Source organism: Rhodococcus wratislaviensis (assembly GCF_041228765.1).
GTDB lineage: Bacteria > Actinomycetota > Actinomycetes > Mycobacteriales > Mycobacteriaceae > Rhodococcus_F > Rhodococcus_F wratislaviensis.
Map to the genome: position 1 here is coordinate 7,236,222 of NZ_CP150488.1, position 24,932 is coordinate 7,261,153.

A 24,932-nucleotide genomic window follows, 5' to 3' on the forward strand; every position below is an offset into this window, starting at 1 on the left:
CGCCGAGGATATTCCGCCGTCCGCTACTCCGCAGGCAGCCACGCGCCGTGAAGGCCCGCCGGAACCCGGATCGGCAGCCGCACCTTCCCGATCGGCCCCGACCCGGGGTCGTCGGCGGGCAGCACGAAGAACCAGGACGACATGTCGCCCCGGTCGGTGCCGATCATTCCCCAGTACTCGTGCTCGGCGCCGGGCATGAAGATCGGCTCACCCACCGAGACGCTCCCCGGATCCCAGTGCGACTCGGTGCCGCGGGCCGTGTCGAAGAACCACAGTGAATCCTGCCGGCCCTGGCTGCGGTCGAGTTTGCCGACGGTCGCAACCGCCCGGTGCCCGCGGCTCAGCTCACGGTCGTCGACCCGCGGGAACTCGACGTCGCGGTCGCACACCACTTCTCGCGCCACCCGTCCGCTGCCGGGGTCGACGACGGCGCGAACCAACGAGCCGAGCGACGGCTCCGCGGCCTTCGCGAACCCGCCGGGATACGTCCACTCCACGTAGTCGACGCTCACCCTCCCGTCGGGCAGATCGAAGGCGTTCGCGAAGTGCCACACCCAGTAGGCGTCGTGTGTCGTCCACCGGACCGGACCGCCGTCGCGGGGCACCAGCGCGATCCTCGTGCCGTCCTCGGGACGCCAGTCGAGCACGGACCCGCCGGTCAGGACGGCGGCGATGTCGAAGACCAGCGGGCACAGCATCAGGACGATGTAGCGCTCGGTGAGTGCCATGTCGTGGATCATCAGCGGGGTGTCCGCACCCTCGACCACCGTCGGTGTTCGCGCCACCGAGCCGTCGGGGTTGACCACCGACCACGTCAGGTACGGGGCCTCCAGCATGTAGTTGAACAGCACCATCTGTCCGGTGACCGGGTCGATCTTGGGGTGCGCGGTGCTCCCCACTCCCATGGCGCCGTCACAGTTCTCCCGTCCCAGCGTGCTCAGGTCGGCGGGGTCGAGGCGGAACGGCAGCGTGGTCTCGGCCATCGCGAGCAGCCGTCCGCCGTGCCGGACGATGTTGATGTCGGGCAGCTCGCGTGACGTCCCCGCGAGTTCGGGGCCGACTTCGTCCTCCGTCGGTGTGTAGAGGTCGGTGACCCCGGGCCAGATGACGTGCCCGGCCTTCTCCTCCGCCTGCACCATCGGAGTTCGGACGAAGCGGTTGGTGTACCGGGCGGCACCGTCGGCCAGCTCGACACGGTGGACCATGCCGTCGCCGTCGAGCGGATAGACGTACGTCCCGATCGGATCGAACCGGGGGTTGGGCCCGTTGCGGAGATAGGCGCCGTGAAGATCGGCGGGTAGCTCGCCGATCACCTCGAGATCCCGGACGTCCACCTCCTCCCGTTGCGGCGCGAACACCCCGACGAGATGGCTGTGGTGCGCGACGTCGACGGGTGCGGGGCGACGGGATACCGGTGCTGACATGTGCGTCATTCCCTCCGGGCGCGGTGAACACGACCCCCTCTCGAGGGTACGGCGGCCACCTGCGCGGGCGGGGTGTTTCGACGACGCGGCGGCGGTCCGATACCCACCAGTAGAAATCCGGTTGCCCGGGAGTGGGAGAATGACGCTCGTGAGCAACCCAGACCACGGCCATCACCGCATGCCGCACCGCAAGCTGGAGCAGTCCACCAAGCTTCAGAACGTGCTCTACGAGATTCGTGGACCGGTACATGCCCACGCCGCCCGGCTGGAGGCGGAAGGCCACCGGATCCTGAAGCTCAACATCGGCAACCCTGCGCCGTTCGGTTTCGACGCGCCGGACGTGATCATGCGCGACATGATCGCCGCGCTCCCGTACGCGCAGGGGTACTCCGAGTCCAAGGGCATCCTGTCGGCGCGGCGCGCGATCGTCACCCGCTACGAGCTGGTCGCCGGGTTCCCCGAACTCGACGTCGACGACATCTACCTGGGCAACGGCGTGTCCGAGCTCATCACGATGACGATGCAGGCCCTCCTCGACAACGGCGACGAGGTGCTGATCCCGGCACCGGACTACCCGCTGTGGACCGCGATGACGAGCCTCGCCGGCGGCACCCCGGTGCACTACCTGTGCGACGAGGGCAACGACTGGAACCCCGACATCGCGGACATCGAGTCGAAGATCACGGACAAGACCAAGGCGCTGCTGGTCATCAACCCGAACAATCCGACGGGTGCGGTGTACTCGATGGAGGTTCTGCAGCAGCTCGTCGACCTGGCGCGCAAGCATCAGCTGCTGCTCCTCGCGGACGAGATCTACGACAAGATCCTCTACGACGACGCCAAGCACATCTCACTCGCGACGCTGGCCCCGGACCTGCTGTGCCTGACGTTCAACGGCCTGTCGAAGGCGTACCGCGTCGCCGGTTACCGGTCCGGTTGGGTGGCCATCACGGGCCCGAAGGAACACGCCGCGGGCTTCCTCGAGGGACTCGACCTGCTGGCGTCGACGCGTCTGTGCCCGAACGTGCCCGGTCAGCACGCCATCCAGGTGGCGCTCGGTGGGCACCAGAGCATCGAAGACCTGATCCTGCCGGGTGGGCGACTGCTCGAGCAGCGTGACGTGGCCTGGGAACGGCTCAACATGATTCCGGGTGTCTCCTGTGTGAAGCCGAAGGGCGCGCTGTACGCCTTCCCCCGCCTCGACCCGAACGTGTACGAGATCTACGACGACGAGAAGCTGGTCCAGGACCTTCTGCTGCAGGAAAAGATCCTGATGGTGCAGGGCACCGGGTTCAACTGGCCGGACCACGATCACCTCCGCATCGTGACGTTGCCGTGGGCGCGTGATCTCGCTGTCGCCATCGAGCGGTTCGGAAATTTCCTCACCAGCTACAAGCAGTAGGATCGAGACACAGCAAGCGACACGCGCGTCGCTTGCGTGTCTCCTGGGGGAAAAGCATGGTCACCAGCACCCGCGCGCGTTTCGGACAATTCGTCCACCGACGGCGGCGTTTGCTGAACCTCACACAGGACGAGGTCACGGCCGCGGGTGGCCCGTCCGACGCAGCTCAGACGCGCGCCGAGAACGGGACCGGCCCGGATCCGAGCATCGAGACCCTCCGCAAACTGGATGTCGCGCTCCGCTGGGCTCCGGGCAGCGCGGCTCGCACCCTCGACGGCGGCCATCCGACCCCGCTCGAGGCGCTCGACGGGGACGACCGGTCGCCTACCGCGCGCCCGCTGACGCTCGGGCCGTCTGAGATTCCGCTGGATCTGGACACGATCATCGAGATCCTGGGGCCGCACACCCAGATCACGAAGCTGAGCGCGGCGCATCCCGAGGTTCCGGGCCTCGCTGAAGCGGCGGGCGAACTGAGTCGGGTGGTCTCGAAGATCACCGGCGCGTACGTGACGCGGTTGCTGGAAGTCAACGGAGGACCCGCCGGGCCGCGCCAACCGCTGGTGGAATTCGCGTTCGGTCATCTGCTGGAGGAACCGTCCACGGTCACCGACCCGCGTGAACTCGAGGAAGCGCGGTATCGCCGCTTCCTCTACGGCCGCGGAGAGGATCTCGACGCGGCCACCCGGGAGCGTTTCTGGCGTCGATGGGAGGACGCGGTGAAACTCGTGGCCACCGAGGATCCCGAACGCAGCGGAGACGCGGAGGTGAACGCATGAACGGCGTGCCACTGTCGGTGCGGGTCAACCGCCTCTTCTCGCTGGCCCACGACCTCGACGGTCCCGAACCGGGTGACGACACCGTCGCCGCGGGTGTGTCGCGGATCCTCGGCCGTCCCGTCGAACCGTCCGAGATCGAGTCCCTGCGCAGAAACGATCACCCCGCGCCCGAACCCGACGTCCTGCGGGCGGTCGCGCAGCACTTCCACGCCCCAGAGCAGTACCTCGCCGCCGACGGCTATCACGACTACGACACGCTGGTCCGTTTCAAGATCGCGGTCCGCGAGGCCGGCGTCCGGCACCTGTCGATGCGATCGCTCGACGCATCCGCGGAGCCGACCACGGCGGAAATGGAATCGCTGATTCCCCTTCTGGAGAATCTGCGGCGGAGTCACGGACCGGTGCCGGTCGCGGCCCCGGACCCTCGTCAGACCTGAGCGGGGACGCGCGCCGACGGGTCCGCGGGGCCGCCGAACTGAGGGAGGCGACGCGCCCACAGTTCGGCCGCCAGATGCTCGGCGTCCCGCCAGTGATCGGCCAGCCGGGCCAGCTCCCACGGTTCGCCGCCGACGTCGGTCGTGAACAGGTGCGCGGTCCCGCCTGTGCCGTGCGCGCGGTGACCCGCCCTGCGGGCCAGGCACGCGAGGTGCAGTCGCGTCGCGGTGACCACGGGCGGCGCGGTGCCGGTATGCCCGCCGAGTTCGAACACCACGTGCCGGTCGAGGATCATGATCGCGTCGCGGATCTCGACGCTCATGCGGTCCAGGCGGCTCCGGGCCGACAGTGCCCGGCGATCCGCCGGTCGCAGTTCCAGGACCACTTCGGGCACCGCGCCGGTCAGGGTCAGCCACATCGGCTGCAGACGCCGGGCGACCTGCCGCGACCGCCGCCGGTGACCGAGCACCCGTACCACCGGTCCGACCGAGATGAGCGCGCCCGCCGACACGACGAGCAGGCGGATGAACGCCCCCGAGTCGCTGTGCGATTCGGTCAGGGCGTTGTCTTCGCTGACCGCGTTGACCACACCGGTCGTCACGACGACCCCCATGTCGAACACCTCGAACAACGACAGGGCGATGACCGCGAGAAACACCCGGCGCTCGCGTCCCGGTGTCGCGGTACGCACGGCCTTCAGCGAGATCCAGAGGTTGAGCAGGGCGACGGACAGGATCGGAACCGCGTACGTGATGCAGTACGCCGCGAAGGGCCAGCCACCCTCGTCGGCGATGGCGACGCCCCGCGATCGCGCCGGCGCGCTGAGGCCGATGAGGATCGCCCCCGCGACGGCACACATCGACAGCGAGACGACGTGGATTCGGGGAAGACGCGACGGGCCGAGTGCCCACGCGGAGAACAGGCTGATCAGCGACGCCGCGGTGAGGATGATGCAGACGTTGCTGAGAGTGTTCGCGAATCCGTAGCCGAACCAGCGGTCGAGCCAGACCTGCGCCAGCGATCTCTGGAGGACCAGGGAGAGGGAGGCGAAGACGAGGGCGGCGTTCATCCGGCGTTCGGCGACCGTCGACCGGACGAGAGCCAGGCGCAGGAGGGTCGTCCCCCACACGACGGCGAGGAGTGGCCAGCTCACATAGGTGGGCGGTTCGTACACGGCGTCAGAACGTTCCGAGCATCCGCGACACCCGTGCGTCACCGACGGTGTCGTCGCTCGTCCTCGCTCGGCGACCCGCCATGATCAGGGTGGCGAGAAGCTCCGCCTCGTATTCCTGGTCGTTCGAATAGTTGGACCGGCCGAGCATTTTGACCACGCGCGCCGTGTCGACCGACGGCGCGGTCACCGACAGCACTGTCGAGTCGACGGAGGTGTCGCCGACCGTGTCGCGGTCGTGGCCGAGCTCCATGTGTGCCAGTTCGTGGCAGATGATGTGGGTGGCGTGCACGTCCGACGTTCCTGCTGCATACAGGATCACGTCGTCCTCGGCCCGTGCGAGCCAGAGACCGGAATGACCGCCCTGGACCAGGGAGTGCGACACCGGGACCAGGTGGATAGGACGCCCACGACGGGCTGCGACGCCGGCGACGAGCTGATCCCTGTTCCAGGGCACGGGAATACCCATCTCCGCCACGATCCGGCGAAGATGGTTGCTGGATCGCGACTGCCGCGAGATTCGCACTGGAACACCTCCGAACGGCCATAATCCTAGGCCGTCGGGGTGCGAGGTCACGACATGTGGGCGATTTCACCTACCCGGTTGACGAATACCCCTACCATGTCGGTAGATTGGCAACCGGCACCTCGAGTGCCTCGAGCACCTGTCGCCCCTCCCCCCCTGTGGGCGCCAGGTTGGTGGCGGGGTCAACCCCCCCCTGTACCCCGCCACCCAGCTCGGCAAATCTCTCCACGCAGCGGCTCAGCGTCCGCGGAACACACCCCTCGTTCGGAGTTCCGGACCACCTCTGCGTGGAGTTCGGCGTTCGCTGCAGATTAGCTGCTGCGTGCCATGCTTCGATATCTAATCACACCGGCGACATATAAGCGACACGAGAGCAATACGCGCCTGACAGTGTGGCACCACCGGCACCGCACGCCCCTTCCGTCACAGCGTCGCCGGTCGCCGTCCGACTACCCTGTCGTGCGTGCCGAGACAATCCCCCCAGCAGCCGACGCGATGCGGCCGATGAGCGAATTCCACGGACACGGACACGGCCACGGCCACAGCGACGGACCGGCCCCGATGGGGCCCGTGGCCGCCAAGGTGGTCGTCGGGCTCCTCGTCGCCATCGGCATCGCGGTGCTCATCGGCGTTATCGCGTTGTGGCCCGGCAAACCGGGCGTCGACGTCGAACAGCCCTTCCAGAGCGCCCAGGGCGGTGCGGTCGTCACGGAGTCGGGCACGGTCACGATGCAGAACATCGGCGACTGTGGAAGCCCGTCGGCCGGGCGCGTCTTCACCGGCGCCCCGCTGCCGCCGCCCGCCGGCGCGTACGAGTGCCAGCGCAGCATCGTCGACATCGAGTCCGGTCCCAACACCGGTACCCAGACGCTGCTCGAAATCATTCCCGGACCCGGGCAACCCGACCTCCGGGTGGGCGAGAGCATCCGGCTGTCCCGTCAGACGGACGTGAACGGCACAACGGAGTACTCGTTCGAGGATTACGCCCGCGGCCTGCCCGTCACTCTCATCGCACTCGCGTTCGCCGTCGTCGTGATCGCGGTCGCGCGCTGGCGCGGATTCCGGGCGCTCGTCGGCATCGTGGTTTCGTTCGGCGTGCTCGTCCTGTTCACGCTCCCGGCCCTGCTGGACGGACAACCCGCGATCCCGGTGGCTCTCGTCTCGGGCGCCGTGATCCTGTATGCCGTGCTGTACCTCGCGCACGGTGTCTCCCTGCGAACGAGTTCGGCGTTGCTGGGCACTCTCGCGTCGATGCTGGCGGCCGCGATCCTGTCCTACGCCACCATCGAGATGACTCGTCTGACAGGGCTTTCCGAGGAACAGAACACCAACGTCCAGACGTACATCCAGCACGTCAGCATCACCGGCCTCCTGCTGGCCGGTTTCATCATCGGCTCGCTCGGTGTGCTCAACGACGTCACCATCACGCAGGCGGCGTCGGCGTTCGAACTGGCGTCGCTCGACCCCGACGCGTCCCGGCGTCAGATCTTCGGTTCGGCAATGCGCGTCGGTCGCGATCACATCGCCAGCACCGTCTACACCCTCGTCCTCGCGTATGCCGGCGGGGCGCTGCCGCTGCTGTTGCTGTTCAGTGTTGCGGGGCGGTCGATCCAGGACGTGCTGCTCAGCGATGCCGTGGCCATCGAGATCGTGCGTTCGGCGGTCGGTGGCATCGCCCTCGCGCTGTCGGTTCCGCTGACCACCGCGATCGCGGTGATGCTGGCACGTCCGATCGGCGCGGGTCCCTCCGGCAGGGCGCCCGCGATCACGCCGTCACGCGGTGGCCGCCATTCGAAGTAGCGCGGCGACCACTAGCTGAAGACGCCGAACTCCCGGAGGATGATGAAGACGATGGCGATGATCATCAGCGCGTAGACGGTCAGCATCGTCACCTTGGCCGCATGCTCGCTGGTGGGCGGGAACATCTTCAGGATCGGCTTGGAATAGGCGACGAGCCGGCGCGTTTCTGCCGGCGAGGCCGCCGAAGGCCTGGGAACGTTGGGAGTGCTGTGGAACTCCGCTGGATTTGCAGTCACTGCACACATCCTCTCTACGCCGGAACCATTCCCATCGTAGGCCCGGAGAACGGCGGCGACTACGTTCCGGGGAACCTGGGGAGTTCGGGCAGTTGGAGCGGCGGCAATTGGATCTGCGGCAGACCGGGGAACAGTGGTGGGGGCGGTGGAGGCGGCGCGGGCGCCGGCTCGGGAATCCGGATCTGCGACGCTGTCTGGACCGGCGCTTCGACGGCCGCGGACGTCGGAGACGGCGGGACCGTCGTCGGCGACGGCGTGGCCACCTCGGTCACGACCGGCGACTCGGTGGTGAGTTGCGTGGTCACCGGCTGAGACGAGCCCTCCGTGCGGGCCAACAGGTTCTTGCCGTACCCGAGCCCGAGACCGATCACCGCCACCACGGCGAGCGCGCTCCCCGCCAGCGCGGCCCCCCGGATCTGGGGCTTGGCCACCTGCTGACTCGGCGGCGGCGCGGCAGCGCTCAGCCAGGACGGAGTACTCGACGGCGCACCGGTGCGTGCGACGGTCGTGCTCGGAGCCTGGTAGGTGGATACGACTGCGTCCGGTGCCGACTGCGGTGTGTATGGCGGCGGGAGGACCCCGACGACGTCGGCGGTTGGCGGAACCACCTGCTGGGCGAGCAGCGCAGCACCCTGTGCCGCAACGAGTTCGGGGTGATCGGGAACGACGACCGGCAACCCGAGCCACGATTGCAGCACCGACCGCACCAGGGGAATGCGGGCACCGCCGCCGATGAGCACCACGGCATCGGGCGCTCGACCCGACCTCGTGATGACGTCGCGGGCGAGGCGCGCCGAGGATTCGACGGTGACACCGATCAGCGCGTCGAAGACGTCGCGGGACAGCAACAGCAGCCCGCCGTCACCCGGCACCGCGACGGCGCCGCCGGTGGACAGGCGCTCCTTCGCCTCACGACAGCGGTGGTCGAGGGCGACGCCTGCGGCGGCGTCCCCGGGCTCCTCGATTCGGTTGTTCTCCAACTGGTTGTCGCGGATCAGCCGGTCGAAGACGTCTCCGCTCACCGTGTCGGTGCGGACGGTCTCCACCACCTCACCCGACGCCCGGTCGACGACGCTCACGGTGAGCCCGGAGCTGCCCAGGTCGTAGAACACGAGCGTTGCATGGTCGCCGAGGGCGCCCGAGACGTCGAGGAACTTCAGCGCCGCCGCGGCCTCGGTGACGAGTTGGTAGTTCGCGAGCTGCTGCCGGGCCATCGCCGCCTGGACGGCGCCTGCCTGGGCTTCGTCGCGGTAGGCGACCCCGGTGGCGTGGACCTGCCCGGCGTCGGGTGCCCCGGCGAGGACGACGCCGATCGATTCGGCGGCAAGTTCCTCCGGTAGGTCCCGGCCCGCGGCGACGACCTGGGCCCGGAAATCGGGAACGAGCCGGCTCCCGGCGTCGTCACGGTTCACGGAGTCGGGTCGCGCCAAGCGCACAGCGCTCGCACCGACCGACACACCTAGAACCGAACTCATGGGCCGCCTAACTCGACTGTGCACGGGTCCGATCCGGAATCCCCCCACTCCATGGCCCGCAGTCTAGCGAAGCGGTCCGACGGGGCAACCGAGCCACCGTTCGGCGGGAGGCAACTCAGAAGTTGCTCGCGATGATCACTCCCGCGATGCCCGTGCCCAGCGGCACGAACGTGCAGGGCGGCACGATCGTGTGTGCCGGATCGAGCGTGTTGAGTACCAGTTGCTGGGAGAACGGGTCGTAGGGCAGGTTGAAATGCCCGGTCTGATCCAGCGGGCACAGGTCCTGAACGAGGATGTTGGTGGCACCGGGGTCGTGCAGCGCGACGTTGGTGTACGGCTGGATCACCTCGTCGTACCGCGTCCCGATCGTGGTGTATTCGACGCCGGGGACGGTGTCACCGCCCGCATTGAGTGCCGTGAGGAACGGCGACCCCTGCACCTGCTCGGCGAGCGCCTCCGAACCGATCCCCACGATCAGTTCGTTGCCGCCGGGCAGCGTCTGCAGAGCCGTGGCGATCCCGAAGAACGTTCCACCGTAGGACGGCGACGCGATGCCGATCCAGCGGTTCACTTTCGAGGCCCCGCCCAGCCTGTTGATGTAGTACCGGGCCACCGTCGCGCCCTGTGAGTGCCCGATCAGGTCGACCTGGTCCGCACCGGTTGCGGCCAGTACGTCGTCGACGAAGACCTCGAGTTCGGCTGCCCCCTGTGTCATCGTCTGCATTCCGTAGTGCTCGGTGCCGGGTTTTTGTCCGTAGTTCAGGGCGAACACGCAGTAGCCGGCGGCTTTCAGTTTCGGGCTCAACCCAGCCCAGTTCGAGTAGGCACTGCCGTCGCTCCCGTGGACGAGGATCACGGGGTGGGGATGCGCGGGACCGGGGCGGCACGTGAAGTCGTTGGTCCCGGGCGGCGCAGAATGCGGATGGTGCTTCGCGTACGCGATCGCTGCGCCGGCGTCGGATTGCGCCGGACCCGGCAGGGTCGGAACCTCCGCCGCCTGAGCAGGCGCACTGCCGAGCACACAGATACAGACAACGGCAGCGAGGAGTGCGAGTCGGGATCCGTGACGTGCCTTCGACATCGCCAGCCCTCCGTTGCGATTGAGGCTGACGCTACCGCCCGCCGATGCGCCGGGAGCGGGGATCGTCAACCCGTTATCGCAGGGAATCGCAAGGTCACGATCCGTTATCTGCGCGCGTTATCCCCTACCGAGACCTCGATAGACCCACCCCGCGGTGCGCCAGTCCGAGGCGTCGAGACAGTTGCGGCCGTCGACCATCACCCGCGCACGCACCACATCGTTCAGATCCTCCGGTTGCAGGGCCGCGAACTCCGCCCACTCGGTGAGCAGAAGCACGGCGTCGGCGTTGTCGCACGCCTCGACCGCCGACGTCGCGTAGTTCAGCGTGGGGAACAGTCTCCGCGAGTTGTCCAGGGCTTTCGGGTCGTAGACGCTGACCACCGCCCCGTGCAACTGCATCATTCCCGCCACGTTCAGTGCCGGCGAGTCGCGGACGTCGTCGGATTCGGGCTTGAAGGCGGCGCCGAGTACGGCGACGTTGGCGCCGAGCAGCGACCCTCCGCACACCTGCGCCGCCAACTCCACCATCCGGGTGCGGCGCCGCATGTTGATGCTGTCCACCTCCCGGAGGAAGTGCAGTGCCTGGTTCGCGCCCAGCTCACCCGCCCGCGCCATGAACGCGCGGATGTCCTTGGGCAGGCAGCCGCCGCCGAAGCCGAGACCGGCGTTGAGGAAGCGCCGGCCGATCCGCGCGTCGTATCCGAGGGCGTCGGCGAGCTGCGTGACGTCGGCGCCGGTGGCCTCGCACACCTCGGAGATGGCGTTGATGAACGAGATCTTGGTGGCGAGGAACGCGTTGGCCGAGACCTTCACCAGTTCCGCGGTGGCGAGGTCGGTGACCAGGAACGGAATGTCCTCGCCGAGCAGGCGGGCATACAGTTCCCGCAACTCGGTCTCCGCGCGTCCGGGGCGCTGCCGGTCCACCCCCAGCACCATCCGGTCGGGGTGCAGGGTGTCCTCGACGGCGAAGCCCTCCCGCAGGAACTCCGGATTCCACGCCACTTCCACGGCGTCACCGGCCGGCGCGAGCGCCCGGGCCCGCGCACCCAGATCCGCCGCCGTCCCGACGGGAACGGTCGACTTGCCGACGATGACGGCGGGACGATCGAGCAGCGGCGCGAGCGTGTCGATCACCGAGTGCACGTGCCGCAGGTCCGCGGCGTACTCCCCCTTCTTCTGCGGGGTGCCGACACCGAGAAAGTGGAGGTCCGCGAACTCGGCGGCCTCGCTGTACGACGTGGTGAAGTGCAACCGGCCGGCGTCGATGTTCCGGCGCAGAACCTCCCCCAGCCCGGGCTCGTAGAACGGGACCTCCCCGGAGGAGAGCTTCGCCACTTTTCCGGGATCGATATCGACGCCTAGGACGTCGTGGCCCAGTTCCGCCATACAGGCGGCGTGGGTGGCTCCCAGGTATCCGGTTCCAAACACGGTGCAGCGCATGCACCCTTGATAACCAGTGCAGGTGAGCGCGATATTTACCGGACTGATGTTCGAAGCCAACAGTGCGTGTACGAACGGTGCGGGGCGAGACCCTATGCTTCGCCCATGCATGTTCTCTTCGTCTGCACCGGAAACGTCTGTCGCTCCCCAACGGCTGAGCGCCTCGCAGTGGCATACGCCGAGGAGCTCGGGATCACCGATCTGACTGCCGAAAGTGCAGGTACCGAGGCCGCGGTCGGTGAGGCGATGGAGCCCACCGCCGCGCAGGTCCTCGAAGGTCTCGGCGGCGACCCCAGCACGTTCACTGCCCGACTGCTCACCGCCGATCTGGCGGCGGACGCCGATCTGGTGCTGACTATGACCGAGAGCCACCGTGACAAGGTCCTGGCCTTGGCTCCCGAGCAGCTGAAGAAGACGTTCACCCTGAAGGAGGCCGCCCGGCTAGCGGAGGTTTCGGACGCCAAGACCGTCGCCGACCTGGCGTCGGCCCGTCCTCAGCACAAGTCGGACGGGACGCCGGAGGACATTTCCGATCCGATCGGCAAGGACGAGGAGACATTCCTGAATGTCGGGTCCGAGATCGCCGAGCTCCTGGGTGTGATCGCGCGGAGCATCCGCGTCTGAGGTCGCCTACCACGGTTCAGGGCGACTACGGCGGATGTCGACGTTCTGCTCCAGTTCGACGGCCAGGACGCCCGGGACTGCCTCGAGGGCCGCGAGTCGGCTCGCGGGGACGGAACCGGAGATGATTCCGATCGTGCGGTGTACCGCGTCGATCCGCATGCCCTCCTCGGCCAGCGCGACGCCGACCACGTCGATGTCCTCGACGTGGTCGGCGTCCACCGTGACACTTATTCCGACGACGCCCCGCACGGTACGTCGAGCCCTTCTATCCGGATGCCTGGATCAGCCCGGCACCGACATCGAGTGACGGCAACGCGAGCCGCCGGGAATGCTGGGTGAGCAGGGACCACAGATCGCGGCCGGTGCGCCCGGTCTTCTCGCACCACAGGGCAGCGATACCCGCGACGTGCGGAGTGGCCATACTCGTTCCATTCTTCGAGCCGTAGCGCACGGGCATCGGCACCGACGAGAATACCCGCACGCCAGGTCCGGCCACATCGATCTGACCACCGGCGACGGGGTTGCTTGAAGCAGAGAAATTGGCCAGTCCGAGATCGGGGTCGACTGCAGCGACGGCCATGATCGACGGACTGTTGGCGGGTACGCCCACCAGTCCCGGGCGCCCGGCGGCTCTGTTCGCGTTGTTGCCGGCCGCAGCCACAATGAGCACTCCGGCCGCCAGCGCACGCTGCCCCACCGTCTCGTAAGCGACGGACACCGACGCGACGTCGGCACCGAGAGACATCGAGACGATCTGACAACCGTTGGCGATGGCCCACTCGATGCCTGCGAGGATCCCCCCGTCCACACCACGCCCCTGATCCGACAGAACCTTCCCGACGAAGATGTCGGCCTCGTGAGCCACTCCGTATCGGCGGGTGCCGGCCGCTGCCGCCGGACCGCAGGCCGTTCCGATGCAATGCGTGCCGTGTCCGTGCCCGTCCTGGGGTTCCGCGCCCGGAATGAACGACTGGGCCGTGATGGTGCGACCGTGGAAATCCGGGTGGGTGAGATCGAATCCTGTGTCGAGAACGGCGATCCGGACTCCGCGCCCACTGCACGCCGACGTCGTGGTGCGGGTCGCTTGCAGTCCCCAGGTGAACTCCGGCGTATCCAGGAAGTGCTCGGTGTCTTCTGCCGCGACTGCACCGTTCTCAGGCCGTGCGATCTCTACGACGGTGTCTTCACTGTCGAGCGCATGGTGGACCAACTCGGGTTCGACGGAGAGGACCGCGATGTCGGGCGAGGCGGCTGCCGTGCGGAGTGCGGCCAACTGGTCGGAATCCGCGGTCACCACGGCAATTCCGAGTTCGTCGAACAGAACTGCGTCGGACACTTCCGCCAGTTCGAGATCCATTGCCGAAGCATCGAACTCGCTACTTCGCGTTACAGTCGCGACCCCGGTGAGGGACCGTAGGAGTGCTGTCGGACCCGCTCGCCTCCCGTCGTCCGTGAACACCACCACCTGACGGCCCGTCGTCTCGGCCCGCGAATCCGCGACGGGCCCGTCGCCGTGTCGGTCGGAATCTTGTCGAGATATCACTGTTTTCGCCCTTCTGTTCTGGATCGCGGCGCACTCGTCGTCGCGTCGATGTGTCTACTTGCCTTCGGTTTTCGTTCGTGCGTAACGCTCGTTGGACGCACTCAACGGTCCGGCACGTGGTCCCGACTTCCGCGAGTGGCGCGCTACCCGAATTTCCCTCAGACCGAATTGGAGGGCCGAGTAGTTCGGCTCACGCGACCGCGGACGCGGCGTGATACCAGTCGACGACGACGGATCTCACGCCGACCGCGGCGATCATCGTCCGGACGGGACCGTCGACGCACAGCTGGCTGTCGATATGCCGCTCACTGGAGCAGCCGCAGACGCTCGCTGCGGCCCGCAACCCGATCAGGATCTCCGGAAGGGCTTCGGATCGACTGCCCTCGATGAGGAGTGCCTCCTCGTCGACGCCGCGGACCGCGATGTCGTGTCCGTTGGCGACATCACCAACGATCAGTGCGAGGTAGTCGACATCGGCGTCGTCGTCGCGCATGCCGATCAGTCGCGCCGTGCCGGTTCCGAGCGGCACGAGTTCGTCCAACACCACAACGGAGGACTCGGATTCGCGGAGCCGATCGAGTTCGATCCGTCGCGCCGTCCAACTGAAGAAGGGCTCCGGCCGCGCGGTCATGACATTCTCCTGTAGTTCGACGCAATAACTTTCCGCGATACCCATTCAGCGTGGCCGGGATGTCGGCTAATCTCGCGAGTAGCGTCCTACCCGATCGCGCGAGACGCACCTTCGGCGATCGCGAAACCGAACTCGTGCCCGTGTCGCGCTACTCAATCCATCGACGCCTCAGGAGAATTGCGACCTAAAGCGACTCCAAGGTTGTATTGCGCTGCTTCGCTGGACAACTCGCGCCCAATACTCGCCTCGGTGCTGTCACCGGTGCCGCGAGAATCTAGAATCAGTGCATGGGTCCGACGTGGCCTCTGATTCAGCGGCAAGTCGAGTTCGACGCGATCACCGCGTCGCTCACGACTCGGTCCGGGGGATGCGGTGTCGTCCTCACGGGCGATCCCGGCGTCGGCAAGACCACCCTCGCGCGGTTCGCCACCGAGTCGTTGCCGCGTGAGGTGAAATGGGTGGCGGGCACCGAATCGGCGCGAAGCATCCCTCTGGGCGTGTTCGCCCATCTGGTCGGGGCGTCCACCTCCCGGGATCCTGTCGCCTTCCTGTCCGCGGCGCGGCAGGCGCTCCTCGACGACGGCCACAGTCGCGACGTGGTGGTCGGCGTGGACGACGCCCACCTCCTCGATCAGCTGTCGGCGACATTCCTTCATCAGCTTGCCCTCGACAGGGCGGTGCACATCGTCGCCACCGTTCGCAACGGCGAGACCGTGCCCGACGCGATCACGTCATTGTGGAAGGACGGTCACCTCCTGCGGCTCGAACTGTCGCCGTTCAGCCGGGACCAGAGCATCGAGTTGATCGAGTCCGTGCTGGACGGCCCCCTCGAGGGGCTGAGCGCGGACACGATCTGGGAGGCGTCCGGCGGGAACGCGTTGTTCGTCCGGCATCTGGTCGAGGGCGCCCTCGAAGCGGGGACGCTGCGACGCTCGGGTGGTGTCTGGCAGTTGCGGGGCCGTGCCGCCATCACGTCCGAACTCGCGTCCCTACTGGAGCACCGGATCGATCAGATTCCCCACGACGTGCTGCAGGCGCTGCAGCTCCTCACGTTCTGCGAACCGCTCGATCTCGACATCCTCGGTCAGCTGGCAGGTGAGGATGCGGTGGAGGAAGCCGAGCGACGCGGCCTCGTCAGAATCGTCGAGGACGGACACCGGCTCGACGTCCGCTACACGCATCCACTGTTCGGTGAGGTGATCCGACGACGGGTGGGGCGCGCGGCAGGCCGGAGGCTCCGCGGACAGCTCGTGGAGGCCCTGAGCAGCCGCGCCGTGGTCGGATCCTCGAACCGGATTCGCCTGGCCGAGCTAGCCCTCGACAGCGACCGGTCCGTCGAACCCGATCTGTTGGTCAACGCCGCCGAGGACGCAGTCGGTTTGGCGAATGTTCCACTGGGGGAACGGCTTGCACGGGCGGCCCTCGACCAGACTGGCAGCTTCGAGGCAGCCGACCTCCTGGCACGAGCGCTGTTGTGGCAGGGGCACGCCACCGAGGCGGAATCGTTGCTGCTGTCCTTTTCGCCCGACAGCCTGGACCAGGTGCAGCTGGTGCGCTGGGGTACGTCGCGGATCGCCAACCTGTTCTGGGCGAGCGGCGAGTCGGAGAAGGCCGACGAAGTGCTCGCGGTACTCCGCGAAAAGGTCACGCATCCCAGTCTCGTGCCGATCATCGAGGGAATCGGCTCCGTGTGCGCGGTGTTCGAGAATCGGCCCGAAGAGGCGGCAGCGGCGGCGACTGCGATTCTGGCCGCCGACCGAGTGCTGCCGTGGGCGGTCGAGTGGGCATTCTTCGGTGGCGGGCTGTCGCTGGCACTGATGGGACGTGGTGGCAGTGTGCCGGAATTGGCGGCGCGCAGCGCTGCGGTGGCCGATCAGATCGACGGACTTCTGCGGTTCCCGGCCGCACACGGTGAAATCCTGGCGTTGACGCTGACCGGACAGTTCGCCGCGGCCCAGCGCCGGGCCGAGGAATACCTCTCCTTGGCGTCGAGCGGCCGATACGTTGCGTGGGGGCTTGCGAACATCCTGGTGGGGACGGTGGAACTTGCCCGCGGCCGGTTCACCGACGCCGCGGGTCGACTCGAGCAGGCGATCGCCGCCCTCAACGTCGGCGATACGGCCGATGCGATCTCGTGGAGTTTTCCCGCCTACATCGTGCTCGGTCAGGCTTACTCGGAAATCGGCCGCATTCACGAGGCGGACGGGATCATCACCGCAGCACAGGCGCGGAACGGCCGGCACGTTGCCGTGTTCGGGCCACAACTCATGATGTCGCAGGCGTGGCTCGCCGCAGCACGAGGTGAAACCTCGCGGGCCATCGATCTATCCCGGTCGGCGGCAGAGTGCGCTTGCACATCAGGACAATTCGGCATCGAGACGGCCGCGCTTCACCTTGCCACCCGGTTCGGTGACACGACCGCCGCTACGCGGCTCGCCGAGTTGGCCGAGGTCTGCGACGGCCAACTCGTCGACATCGTTGCCCGGCATGCGGCGGCAGTCGCGGCAGGGAACGGATGCGGTGTGGCCTCGGCCGCAGCCGAGTTCGAGCGAATCGGTGCCTTGCCGGATGCCGCCGATGCCTACGCTCGAGCGGCGATCGCGTTTACGCATGCCGGAGACAAGCGGCGTTCGATCGAGTGCGCTGCCGCGGCCGAAGCCCTGTCGGCCCGATGCGACCACATGTCGTCCCCCGCGCTGGTGGAGGCAGCCCACCCACTCCCCCTCACCAGTCGTGAACGGGAGGTGGGGTCGATGGTTGCAGCGGGATTGTCGAGCCGGCAGATCGCCGATCGGTTGTTCCTGTCGGTGCGGACGGTGGAGGGTCACCTCTACCGTGCGTTCATGAAGCTCGATGTCACCGATCGAAAGGGTCTTGCGCAGGCGATGGGGACGACGGTTCACGCCGACCGAACCACCGGAGTCGTCCGCACCTGGAGCGACGCTGAGGCCTGGGGCGTGATCGATTCCGATGCCACCCCCGGTGGCGCGTGGACGCATTGCGGCAACCTCACCGGTTCGGGCCTTCGTTCGCTGACGCCGGGACAACACGTGACGTTCGAGCCAGAGACGGTGGTCGGCGGGACGCAGGACGGCTACCGCTACCGGGCACGGGATGTTCGGAAGGTGGAGTAGGTCTGCTTTCAGCTTGCCGTCATCTCGAGTATCGAGAAGCGTCGCCCTGGAGAAATGTCGTGACGAACCCCACCGTGCGGTCGCCGTAGAGGAACTCCCAGCAGGTGACGCTGAAGCTGCAGTCGCGCAGTCCCGGCCGCATCACGATGTGCGACCCGGTTCGGGGAGGTGACACCCGACAGGACTCCGGGCACGACGGCATGCCGGCTCGGCAACAGGGATCGTCCTGTCGCAGAGTCGGCATGGTGTGCGTTGCCCCGGGTCAGGATGCTCGGGGCCGGGCCCGGTTGTGCGCCGGTAACGGTTTCCGTTCCCAGTCGACCTGCCGTGGTGGGATGAACGTGGGGTACCGGTCGGCTCCCATTTCTATTTCCCAATCACTGTGATGGAGCAACCGGTGATGAAATCCGCAGAGCAGTACCAGGTTGCCCATGTCGGATGGCCCACCTGCGGACCAGTGAACGATGTGATGGCCTTCGCACCAGGACGGCGGCGCACCACACCCGGGGAACGCGCACCCTCGATCTCTCGCCACCAACGCTTTTCGCTGCCGCTTGGTGACCGTTCGGGTAGATACGCCCAGGTCGAGTGGTGCACCCTTGTCGTCGAGCACGATCGGCGTGTAGATCGAGTCGCAGCTGAGGAGCCGGGCTGCTGTGAGGCTCAGCGGCCCCATCCACTCGGTCCACGCCACTCCGTCGACGGCGAAAAGCGACTCGCCAGTGGCGGAGGCATCGCGCTGTTGTCGCGCGCTGCAGTCAGTGTGGTCGGCGAGATCCTTGACGTTCACGTGGAGTGAGACGTGCGGCCGTTCGCCGCCTTCTTCGCCGGCTATCCCGGAGTCGAGGTAGCGGCGAAGGAGTTCGGTCAACCCGTCGGCCCGTCGCTGTCCGGGCGTGCGGCCGTCCTTGGTCCCGTCCTGCGCGGGTCGCGGCTTGGACAGTCCGGAGAGCGCCGAGAGCAGCATTTCGCCGGTGACGGCGTCCAGGTCACCTCTAACGGCGACGCGTCCGTTGAGTGTCTTGGAGGCGTGGAACTCGTTGAGGTCGGTGTCTTCGCTGGGCGGCGGATCGTCGGATTCGAAGGCGCGTTCCAGCCTGGCGATGACGGCGCGCACCGCGTCCGTGTTGGCGGTGGGACCGGTTGCAGCGAACAGCAACGCATTTCGGCAGTCCTCCATCGCTTCGAGCGGCATGCCCTTGGGCGGCCTCTCGCAGAACTTCATGATGAGCGCCGCATGCTCCGCCGAAATGTTGGTGTCGAAGTACTCTTCCGCTATCTCCGGCTGCTGACGCAACCCTCGGCCCAACATCACGATTCGCCCCGCCGCACCCACCTCGAGCAGTGTCTTGGAGGCCAACCACATCTTGGCATTCGGAAACCCCAGCACATCGACCTTGCAGCGATGATCGACGGCACCGACGAGCCTGACACGCAACGCCTCGAGTCGCTGAATCTCCTCCGAGATACGAACGACCGAGTCGAGCAACTCGGCCTCGGCCAGACGCCACGCATCACCGACCGCGGTCGCCAGAATCTCGTCCGACAACGCCCCCTGGATATCTCCCCCGAGCCCCATCCTTGAATTCTAGTTCGCACAAATGTTCGAGTCAATGGTTTCGCGACAACCTTAACTTTCGGATATCCCCACCGAAGAACTCCCGGAACGACATACGAAGCGCCTGGACGGGTGGCACGCTTGACGGCGTGACGACCCAGGACTCGGCGACCGAACCCCACCGCAGCCGCTGGCGCCGCCTGCGCGCTGCGTGGCGGAGGAAGCTCAATCCGAGTGAACAGTCGGCGGTGGTGTCGTGGGGTGCGTTCACGCTGACGTTCGCGGGGGTGCGGGCGTTAACTCATTGGATCAGGCGCGGGCACGGACCAGCCGGCGGTGGGTTGAGTCTCCACGGCCGGCATTTCCATCATTACAACCTCGGCATCGCAGCGCTGGCAGGGATCGGTGCCGTGGCGGTACGCGGATCTGAGAAGCAGCGCCACCATCCGACGGTGCCCATCTCCTACGGCGTCGGCACCGCGCTCATCGTCGACGAGTTGGCGTTGCTGCTGGATCTGGAAGACGTCTACTGGGCGAAGGAGGGGCGGACCAGCGTCGACGCCGCGGTGATCATCATCGGGCTCGGCGGACTGATGACCGCCGGATTCGAGTTCTGGCCGGCGGCCCAACGTGCGCTCACGGAGCCGACGTAGGCGGCAGCGCACCGGACAACCGGGCCGTCCCCCACGGCTCGATGTCGTAGACGGGGATGCAGTGCAGGCCGCGTGCGCGCACGCGCTGCACGACCTCCGCATCCGCCGACGCGCAGGTCCCGTCGACGACGGCCTCGGTGACGATCGCGCACAGCACATCAGCCTGCAGATCGCGGACGGGTTTCAGCCCCTGCTCCACCGTCCAGTGCCGCACGGCGGCCCAGTGCGTCACCTCGGTGACGGTGGACGGGTTGCCGATGAACAGCACGCTCCGCGTGGCGTTTCGTCCGCCGGCGACAGCCGACGACTGCACCTGTATCTCCGCCTCGGTGCACCACTCGGACGCCACCTCCGCCAGGGTGGTGCTCGCAATCGTCGACATCTTCTAGGTCCTGTTCCTGCGTCCGACTCGCATGAGAATCATCGTGTCGCGAATCGGGCGCCGCGACTGTCCCCCGATCGGACCCAGAATCGGATGATTCGGCTGTCCCCCGATCGGGCCACAGCGCCTGGAGTGCGGGGTGAACCGGGACGTCGTATCATCACAAACCTGATCGACCGTCTCGACGGAACCGATTGAGCGACAGCGACATAACGGGCAAACCGGGCATTTCCCATCAGGGGATGCCGCGGTCGTCCGATCGCCCACCACACCGAACACGCGACAACAGAACACTTTGCCTTCCATTTACTTACTTTTGAAAACTATGAAAACTCGAGAGGTGAAATCCCGTGGTCTCCCACACGAAGGAACCTTCCCGCCCGATCGGTGACGCCACCGCGACGCTCGAAGAACTGGGCCCGCACTACAAGTGGATTGCGCTGTCGAACACCACGCTCGGCATGCTGGTGGCGACGATCAACTCGTCGATCGTGCTGATCGCGCTCCCCGACATCTTCAAGGGCATCCACCTCAACCCACTCGAACCCGGCAACACGAGTTATCTGCTGTGGATGATGATGGGCTTCCTCGTCGTCACCGCGGTCCTGGTCGTGAGTTTCGGCCGGCTCGGCGACATGTTCGGCCGCGCCCGGATGTACAACATGGGCTTCGCCGTCTTCACGATCGCCTCGATCTTCCTGGCAGTGACATGGTTCGACGGGTCCGAGGCGGCACTGTGGCTCATCGGGTGGCGCGTCGTCCAGGGCGTCGGCGGTGCGTTCCTGATGGCGAACTCTTCGGCGATCCTCACCGACGCTTTTCCCGCCGATCAGCGTGGGCTGGCGCTCGGGATCAACGGTGTCGCCGCGATCGCCGGATCGTTCCTCGGCCTGCTCATCGGCGGCATCCTCGCGCCGATCCACTGGAATCTGATCTTCCTCGTCTCGGTTCCCTTCGGTGTGGTCGGCACGATCTGGGCCTACCTGAAACTCCGCGACACCGGGGTCCGCCGGCACGCCGACATCGACTGGTGGGGCAACATCACGTTCGCCGTCGGATTGATCGCCGTCCTGGTCGGCATCACCTACGGCATCCAGCCGTACGGCTCCTCGTCGATGGGCTGGACCAGTCCGCTGGTGCTCTGGTGCCTCGTCGGCGGCCTCGCCGTCCTCGCCGCGTTCTGCGTCATCGAGACGAGGGTCGCGAATCCCCTGTTCAACCTGCACCTGTTCCAGATCAAGTCGTTCACCTGGGGCAACATCGCCAACTTGGTGGCGTCGCTCGGCCGCGGCGGCCTGCAGTTCATCCTGATCATCTGGCTCCAGGGCATCTGGCTGCCGCAGCACGGCTACGACTACAGCCGCACCCCGCTGTGGGCGGGCATCTACATGCTGCCGATGACCATCGGGTTCCTGCTGTCCGCACCGGTGTCCGGGGTCATCTCCGACCGGTTCGGCACCAAGTGGTTCACCAGCACCGGCATGTTCATCACCGCGGGCACGTTCGGTCTGCTGATCGCCCTGCCGGTCGACTTCGACTACTGGGCCTTCGCGGTGACTCTGCTGATCAACGGCATCGGCATGGGGATGTTCTCCGCACCGAACCGGGCGGAAGTGATGAACAGCCTTCCCGCCGACGCGCGCGGAGTCGGCGCGGGCATGATGACGACATTCCAGAACGCGGCGATGGTGCTGTCGATCGGCTTCTTCTTCAGTCTGATGATCGCCGGTCTCAGCTCCAACCTTCCGGCCGCGATGAGCGACGGACTGATGGCGAACGGGGTGCCCGCGGCGCAGGCCACTCAGATCGCGAATCTGCCCGCCGTCGCCGTGCTGTTCGCGGCGTTCCTCGGCGTCAACCCGATTCAGGAACTGCTCGGGCCGAATCTGTCGTCACTCACCGAGCAGCAGCAGGCGCACCTGACCGGTCTGGACTTCTTTCCCCAGCTGATTTCCGGCCCGTTCGCCGACGGTCTGGCAATGGCGTTCGCCTTCGCGATCGTCGCGTGCGTCATCGGCGGAATCGCCTCGCTGCTCACCGGACCGCAGAGGAAGGCGTCGGCGGGCGAGCCGCACGAGTCTGTCGGCGCGGAACTCGCCGGAATCGCCGGCGAGGCCGGAATCGGCCCGAGCGAACTCGTCCACGACCGGACGAACTGACCAGACCCTGGACGTGGATTCACCGAACCTCACATGGCCGCCGAATCGGGTGCCGAACAACACCCTCCGATTGCCACCAGGTTGTGGAAGGTCCCGTTGAAGACCTTCCACAACCTTGGGCTCAACGCCTACTGCGCGAGCATGCCCGCGTCGACCAGATGCTCCGATCCGGTGATGTAGGAGGATTCGTCCGACGCGAGGAACAGAACGAGGTTGGACACCTCCTGCGGATCTGCGATGCGACCGAGGGGAATCTGAGCCAAGGCGTCGCCGCCCTCTTCGTTGGTGGCCTCCACCATCATCGGAGTCTGGATGAACCCAGGGTGCACGGAATTGACGCGAATATTCTTGGGTCCGTATTCGACGGCTGTCGCTTTCGTCATGCCGCGGACTGCGAACTTGCTTGCGACGTACGCCAAACTGGGGAACCCGTAGTTCGCAGCCATGCCGGCGATCGACGAGATGTTGACGATGGAGCCGATACCGGCTCGTTCCATGGAGGGCAGAACGGCTTTCATCCCGAAGAACACACCGTCCTGGTTGATACTGCACACCTTCCGGTAGTCATCCTCGGTAAGCTCTGCCGTCGTGGCCAGCGGGCCGAGAACCCCTGCATTGTTCACCAGCACATTGATCTCGCCGAACGCCTTCACACTCTGTTCGACGGCATTTGTCCATGAATCGAGTTGCGTGACGTCGTGATGCACGAATAGTGCATTCGAACCCAATTCCTTGGCGAGCAACTCCCCTGCGTGGTCCGTCACATCCGCCAGCACGACCTTCGCCCCGTGCTCGACGAATGCCTTCGCGTGCGACTCGCCCATGCCACGAGATGCGCCGGTGATGAGGGCCACTTTGCCCTCCAACCGCTTTGTCATTTCTGTCCCTTCGTTCGATCCGAGTACTACGACGTCACCGACACAGGAAGCGAGATCTTGGGAGCCACTTCCTTCTGGATCATGGCCAGCGAATTGAACCAGGGTGCGGGATCGTCGTAGTAGTCGTGCGATTCGACCTGCAGGGTGCCCCAACCGCCGCTGGCCTCGAACAAAGTATTGATCTTGTCCACCACGGTGTCCGGTGAGCCCACACAGAACACGTTGTCGACGACCCACTCGAGGTCGACGTCGGCCCTGTCCGCGCCGGCGTCCTTGATGAATCCATCCATCATCCCGAACCGCCACCAGATGGGAATGAGGTAGCGCTCGAAGCAGTATCCGATAGGCCCCTCCATCACGAGCCGCTTCGCCTCTTTGTCCGTGTCGGCGACGAACACTGTCTGGGACACGTGATAGCGCGCGCGATCCGCGACGTGCCCATTGGCCTCCGCAGCCGTAGAGTAGGTCTCCCAGTGCGTCTTCAGAGCGTCCAGACCGGAGAAGATCGACATCGGTCGGAATCCGCGCTCGCCCGCAAACTTCATCGACGGCGACTTGGCACTGAATCCGGTCACCGCGATCTCCGGTGCACCACCCCACGGGCTGAGGTCCGCGAGCATGTGCTGGTCGTCGCCCTCTTCGCCGTGCAACTCCTCGGGGTAGCCCGCATTCCAAAAACGTCCCTCGTAGAAGAACGGTTCACGCTTCCAGATCCTCTCCATGATCTCGAGCGATTCGCGGACCATCTCGTTGGTGAATTGCGTGTCCTCACCGTTCTTGATGCCGTGGATGTACGTGGACTGCGGGTACGCACCCGCACCGACGCCGAGGAAATACCGCCCCTCGAGAATCTGCGAGAGCCAGCCGACCATGATCGCGAGCTTCGCCGGATTGTGATGGGGAAGGATGTGAGCCATCGGCGCGAACTTGATCCGCTCGGTCTGGCGTGCGGCTGCTGCGATAATCAGCTCCGGGTTGGGGATGTTCTCCCAACGCTGTGAAGCGTGTTCGGAGAACATGATCGAGTCGAATCCGATCTTATCGGCCTCGACGGCCTGCTGCACGCACCAGTCGAATGTCTGGCGCGCGGTCCGCTCAGGGCGCATGTACGGGTGGACGATGAGTCCGGTTTCCATTGCCATCGTGAACTGCCTTTCAACTAACTTGTGGTCGATTACCCAGTGGCGGTACGAAACCCCTTGTCAGGCATAGAAGATGTCGTATGCGTGCTGGGTATCCATGTACTCCTTGACGGACAGGATCTTGCCGTCGCGAAACTCGAACAGGAAGTGGTACGCGTTCTGATAGACCTTGCCGTTCTTCAACTTCGCGTACGACGTCGCCTCGACAGCCACCTTGTCGCCTTGCGCGATTGCCGAAGTAGGGGTGATTTCGAGAGCGCCGTTCTCGTACACGGAGGTGACCCCGCCGAGCAACGCGCCGAGACCTTCCTTGTCATAGCTGCCCGACATCCCGTCGATCCGTCCCGAGACCCAGTAGGTCGCATCGGGATGGAGAGTGTCGAGAATCTGTTCCACGTCGCCCGTGGAGAAGACCTTTGCGAAGTTGTCGGCCAAGTCGATGTTCTGTTCCGGCGTAGTCAT

The 24,932-nt window shown here is 66.3% G+C and carries 23 protein-coding genes; 8 read left to right on the plus strand and 15 right to left on the minus strand.

Features of this window, described 5'->3' with window-relative positions; all coding sequences use genetic code 11:
* Positions 1-23: 23 nt before the first annotated feature.
* Positions 24-1,424, minus strand: a complete 1,401-nt coding sequence (locus WKC72_RS33330) for a carotenoid oxygenase family protein (RefSeq protein WP_037244153.1) — start codon at positions 1,422-1,424, stop codon at positions 24-26.
* 139 nt (positions 1,425-1,563) lie between these two features.
* Between WKC72_RS33330 and WKC72_RS33335 the strand changes: the two genes are divergently transcribed.
* The 3 genes from WKC72_RS33335 to WKC72_RS33345 are packed head-to-tail and all read left to right on the plus strand — an operon-like array spanning position 1,564 to position 4,039.
* Positions 1,564-2,826: a pyridoxal phosphate-dependent aminotransferase gene (locus WKC72_RS33335; protein WP_005238257.1), complete on the plus strand. Its 1,263-nt coding sequence runs from the start codon at positions 1,564-1,566 to the stop codon at positions 2,824-2,826.
* A gap of 56 nt (positions 2,827-2,882) precedes the next feature.
* Entirely contained in the window at positions 2,883-3,602 is a 720-nt protein-coding gene (locus WKC72_RS33340; protein WP_037243474.1) for a helix-turn-helix domain-containing protein, read from the plus strand.
* Complete coding sequence (locus WKC72_RS33345; protein WP_112300879.1) at positions 3,599-4,039, plus strand: hypothetical protein; 441 nt, start codon at positions 3,599-3,601, stop codon at positions 4,037-4,039. The genes WKC72_RS33340 and WKC72_RS33345 overlap by 4 nt, the downstream gene beginning before the upstream one ends.
* Here the strand turns inward: WKC72_RS33345 and WKC72_RS33350 are convergent.
* Positions 4,030-5,211 carry an MAB_1171c family putative transporter gene (locus WKC72_RS33350; RefSeq protein ID WP_370180899.1) on the minus strand — a complete coding sequence of 394 codons (1,182 nt, stop codon included), beginning with the start codon at positions 5,209-5,211 and terminating at the stop codon, positions 4,030-4,032. The two genes, WKC72_RS33345 and WKC72_RS33350, sit on opposite strands and share 10 nt — an antisense overlap.
* Before the next feature lie 4 nt (positions 5,212-5,215).
* Complete coding sequence (locus WKC72_RS33355) at positions 5,216-5,677, minus strand: hypothetical protein (RefSeq protein ID WP_370180900.1); 462 nt, start codon at positions 5,675-5,677, stop codon at positions 5,216-5,218.
* Between the two features lie 561 nt (positions 5,678-6,238).
* On the opposite strand from WKC72_RS33355, the gene WKC72_RS33360 reads away from it, so the two are divergent.
* Entirely contained in the window at positions 6,239-7,534 is a 1,296-nt protein-coding gene (locus WKC72_RS33360) for a YibE/F family protein (protein ID WP_370180901.1), read from the plus strand.
* An 11-nt stretch (positions 7,535-7,545) separates the two neighbouring features.
* On the opposite strand, the gene WKC72_RS33365 is transcribed toward WKC72_RS33360, so the two are convergent.
* From WKC72_RS33365 to WKC72_RS33380, 4 genes are all read right to left on the minus strand, one after another.
* Positions 7,546-7,770, minus strand: a complete 225-nt coding sequence (locus WKC72_RS33365; RefSeq protein ID WP_037243464.1) for a hypothetical protein — start codon at positions 7,768-7,770, stop codon at positions 7,546-7,548.
* 59 nt (positions 7,771-7,829) lie between these two features.
* Positions 7,830-9,245, minus strand: coding sequence for an Hsp70 family protein (locus WKC72_RS33370; RefSeq protein ID WP_370180902.1), 1,416 nt, complete (start codon positions 9,243-9,245; stop codon positions 7,830-7,832).
* A 115-nt stretch (positions 9,246-9,360) separates the two neighbouring features.
* Positions 9,361-10,326, minus strand: a complete 966-nt coding sequence (locus WKC72_RS33375; protein WP_370180903.1) for an esterase/lipase family protein — start codon at positions 10,324-10,326, stop codon at positions 9,361-9,363.
* Between the two features lie 117 nt (positions 10,327-10,443).
* Positions 10,444-11,766, minus strand: a complete 1,323-nt coding sequence (locus WKC72_RS33380) for a UDP-glucose/GDP-mannose dehydrogenase family protein (protein ID WP_112300874.1) — start codon at positions 11,764-11,766, stop codon at positions 10,444-10,446.
* A 105-nt stretch (positions 11,767-11,871) separates the two neighbouring features.
* Here WKC72_RS33380 and WKC72_RS33385 point away from each other — a divergent pair, with 105 nt between their 5' ends.
* A complete protein-coding gene (locus WKC72_RS33385) occupies positions 11,872-12,390 on the plus strand; it encodes a protein tyrosine phosphatase (RefSeq protein WP_128639557.1) in 519 nt (172 codons plus the stop codon).
* Positions 12,391-12,396: 6 nt separating this feature from the next.
* Here WKC72_RS33385 and WKC72_RS33390 read toward each other — a convergent pair whose 3' ends face one another.
* From WKC72_RS33390 to WKC72_RS33400, 3 genes are all read right to left on the minus strand, one after another.
* On the minus strand, positions 12,397-12,639 hold the full coding sequence (locus WKC72_RS33390) for a hypothetical protein (protein ID WP_370180904.1): 243 nt from the start codon (positions 12,637-12,639) through the stop codon (positions 12,397-12,399).
* 16 nt (positions 12,640-12,655) lie between these two features.
* Positions 12,656-13,933 (minus strand): S8 family serine peptidase, encoded by a 1,278-nt coding sequence (locus tag WKC72_RS33395; protein WP_370180905.1) that lies wholly within the window; start codon positions 13,931-13,933, stop codon positions 12,656-12,658.
* Positions 13,934-14,123: 190 nt separating this feature from the next.
* Positions 14,124-14,564, minus strand: coding sequence for a hypothetical protein (locus tag WKC72_RS33400; protein WP_370180906.1), 441 nt, complete (start codon positions 14,562-14,564; stop codon positions 14,124-14,126).
* Between the two features lie 287 nt (positions 14,565-14,851).
* Here WKC72_RS33400 and WKC72_RS33405 point away from each other — a divergent pair, with 287 nt between their 5' ends.
* Positions 14,852-17,698: a LuxR C-terminal-related transcriptional regulator gene (locus WKC72_RS33405; RefSeq protein WP_370180907.1), complete on the plus strand. Its 2,847-nt coding sequence runs from the start codon at positions 14,852-14,854 to the stop codon at positions 17,696-17,698.
* A 262-nt stretch (positions 17,699-17,960) separates the two neighbouring features.
* Here WKC72_RS33405 and WKC72_RS33410 read toward each other — a convergent pair whose 3' ends face one another.
* Entirely contained in the window at positions 17,961-19,277 is a 1,317-nt protein-coding gene (locus tag WKC72_RS33410; RefSeq protein ID WP_370180908.1) for a DUF222 domain-containing protein, read from the minus strand.
* A gap of 128 nt (positions 19,278-19,405) precedes the next feature.
* Here WKC72_RS33410 and WKC72_RS33415 point away from each other — a divergent pair, with 128 nt between their 5' ends.
* Entirely contained in the window at positions 19,406-19,909 is a 504-nt protein-coding gene (locus tag WKC72_RS33415; RefSeq protein ID WP_370180909.1) for a hypothetical protein, read from the plus strand.
* Here the strand turns inward: WKC72_RS33415 and WKC72_RS33420 are convergent.
* A complete protein-coding gene (locus WKC72_RS33420) occupies positions 19,893-20,291 on the minus strand; it encodes a hypothetical protein (protein WP_112298907.1) in 399 nt (132 codons plus the stop codon). The genes WKC72_RS33415 and WKC72_RS33420 overlap by 17 nt on opposite strands.
* 350 nt (positions 20,292-20,641) lie before the next feature.
* On the opposite strand from WKC72_RS33420, the gene WKC72_RS33425 reads away from it, so the two are divergent.
* Positions 20,642-22,450, plus strand: a complete 1,809-nt coding sequence (locus WKC72_RS33425) for an MFS transporter (RefSeq protein WP_370180910.1) — start codon at positions 20,642-20,644, stop codon at positions 22,448-22,450.
* Positions 22,451-22,578: 128 nt separating this feature from the next.
* Here the strand turns inward: WKC72_RS33425 and WKC72_RS33430 are convergent, their stop codons facing one another.
* The 3 genes from WKC72_RS33430 to WKC72_RS33440 are packed head-to-tail and all read right to left on the minus strand — an operon-like array spanning position 22,579 to position 24,932.
* On the minus strand, positions 22,579-23,328 hold the full coding sequence (locus WKC72_RS33430; RefSeq protein ID WP_037243440.1) for a glucose 1-dehydrogenase: 750 nt from the start codon (positions 23,326-23,328) through the stop codon (positions 22,579-22,581).
* A gap of 26 nt (positions 23,329-23,354) precedes the next feature.
* Entirely contained in the window at positions 23,355-24,470 is a 1,116-nt protein-coding gene (locus WKC72_RS33435) for an LLM class flavin-dependent oxidoreductase (protein ID WP_128639566.1), read from the minus strand.
* A 60-nt stretch (positions 24,471-24,530) separates the two neighbouring features.
* The gene (locus WKC72_RS33440) at positions 24,531-24,932 is read right to left on the minus strand and encodes a nuclear transport factor 2 family protein (protein WP_128639567.1); all 402 of its coding nucleotides are present in this window, start codon (positions 24,930-24,932) and stop codon (positions 24,531-24,533) included.

Coding starts and splice junctions, on each gene's coding strand:
- WKC72_RS33440 (WP_128639567.1), bottom strand. CDS start 24,932: ATGACTACGCCGGAACAGAACATCGACTTGGCCGACAACTTCGCAAAG.
- WKC72_RS33355 (WP_370180900.1), bottom strand. CDS start 5,677: ATGGGTATTCCCGTGCCCTGGAACAGGGATCAGCTCGTCGCCGGCGTC.
- WKC72_RS33335 (WP_005238257.1), top strand. CDS start 1,564: ATGACGCTCGTGAGCAACCCAGACCACGGCCATCACCGCATGCCGCAC.
- WKC72_RS33345 (WP_112300879.1), top strand. CDS start 3,599: ATGAACGGCGTGCCACTGTCGGTGCGGGTCAACCGCCTCTTCTCGCTG.
- WKC72_RS33370 (WP_370180902.1), bottom strand. CDS start 9,245: ATGAGTTCGGTTCTAGGTGTGTCGGTCGGTGCGAGCGCTGTGCGCTTG.
- WKC72_RS33410 (WP_370180908.1), bottom strand. CDS start 19,277: ATGGGGCTCGGGGGAGATATCCAGGGGGCGTTGTCGGACGAGATTCTG.
- WKC72_RS33375 (WP_370180903.1), bottom strand. CDS start 10,326: ATGTCGAAGGCACGTCACGGATCCCGACTCGCACTCCTCGCTGCCGTT.
- WKC72_RS33385 (WP_128639557.1), top strand. CDS start 11,872: ATGCATGTTCTCTTCGTCTGCACCGGAAACGTCTGTCGCTCCCCAACG.
- WKC72_RS33330 (WP_037244153.1), bottom strand. CDS start 1,424: ATGTCAGCACCGGTATCCCGTCGCCCCGCACCCGTCGACGTCGCGCAC.
- WKC72_RS33360 (WP_370180901.1), top strand. CDS start 6,239: ATGAGCGAATTCCACGGACACGGACACGGCCACGGCCACAGCGACGGA.
- WKC72_RS33405 (WP_370180907.1), top strand. CDS start 14,852: ATGGGTCCGACGTGGCCTCTGATTCAGCGGCAAGTCGAGTTCGACGCG.
- WKC72_RS33430 (WP_037243440.1), bottom strand. CDS start 23,328: ATGACAAAGCGGTTGGAGGGCAAAGTGGCCCTCATCACCGGCGCATCT.
- WKC72_RS33420 (WP_112298907.1), bottom strand. CDS start 20,291: ATGTCGACGATTGCGAGCACCACCCTGGCGGAGGTGGCGTCCGAGTGG.
- WKC72_RS33340 (WP_037243474.1), top strand. CDS start 2,883: ATGGTCACCAGCACCCGCGCGCGTTTCGGACAATTCGTCCACCGACGG.
- WKC72_RS33380 (WP_112300874.1), bottom strand. CDS start 11,766: ATGCGCTGCACCGTGTTTGGAACCGGATACCTGGGAGCCACCCACGCC.
- WKC72_RS33400 (WP_370180906.1), bottom strand. CDS start 14,564: ATGACCGCGCGGCCGGAGCCCTTCTTCAGTTGGACGGCGCGACGGATC.
- WKC72_RS33435 (WP_128639566.1), bottom strand. CDS start 24,470: ATGGCAATGGAAACCGGACTCATCGTCCACCCGTACATGCGCCCTGAG.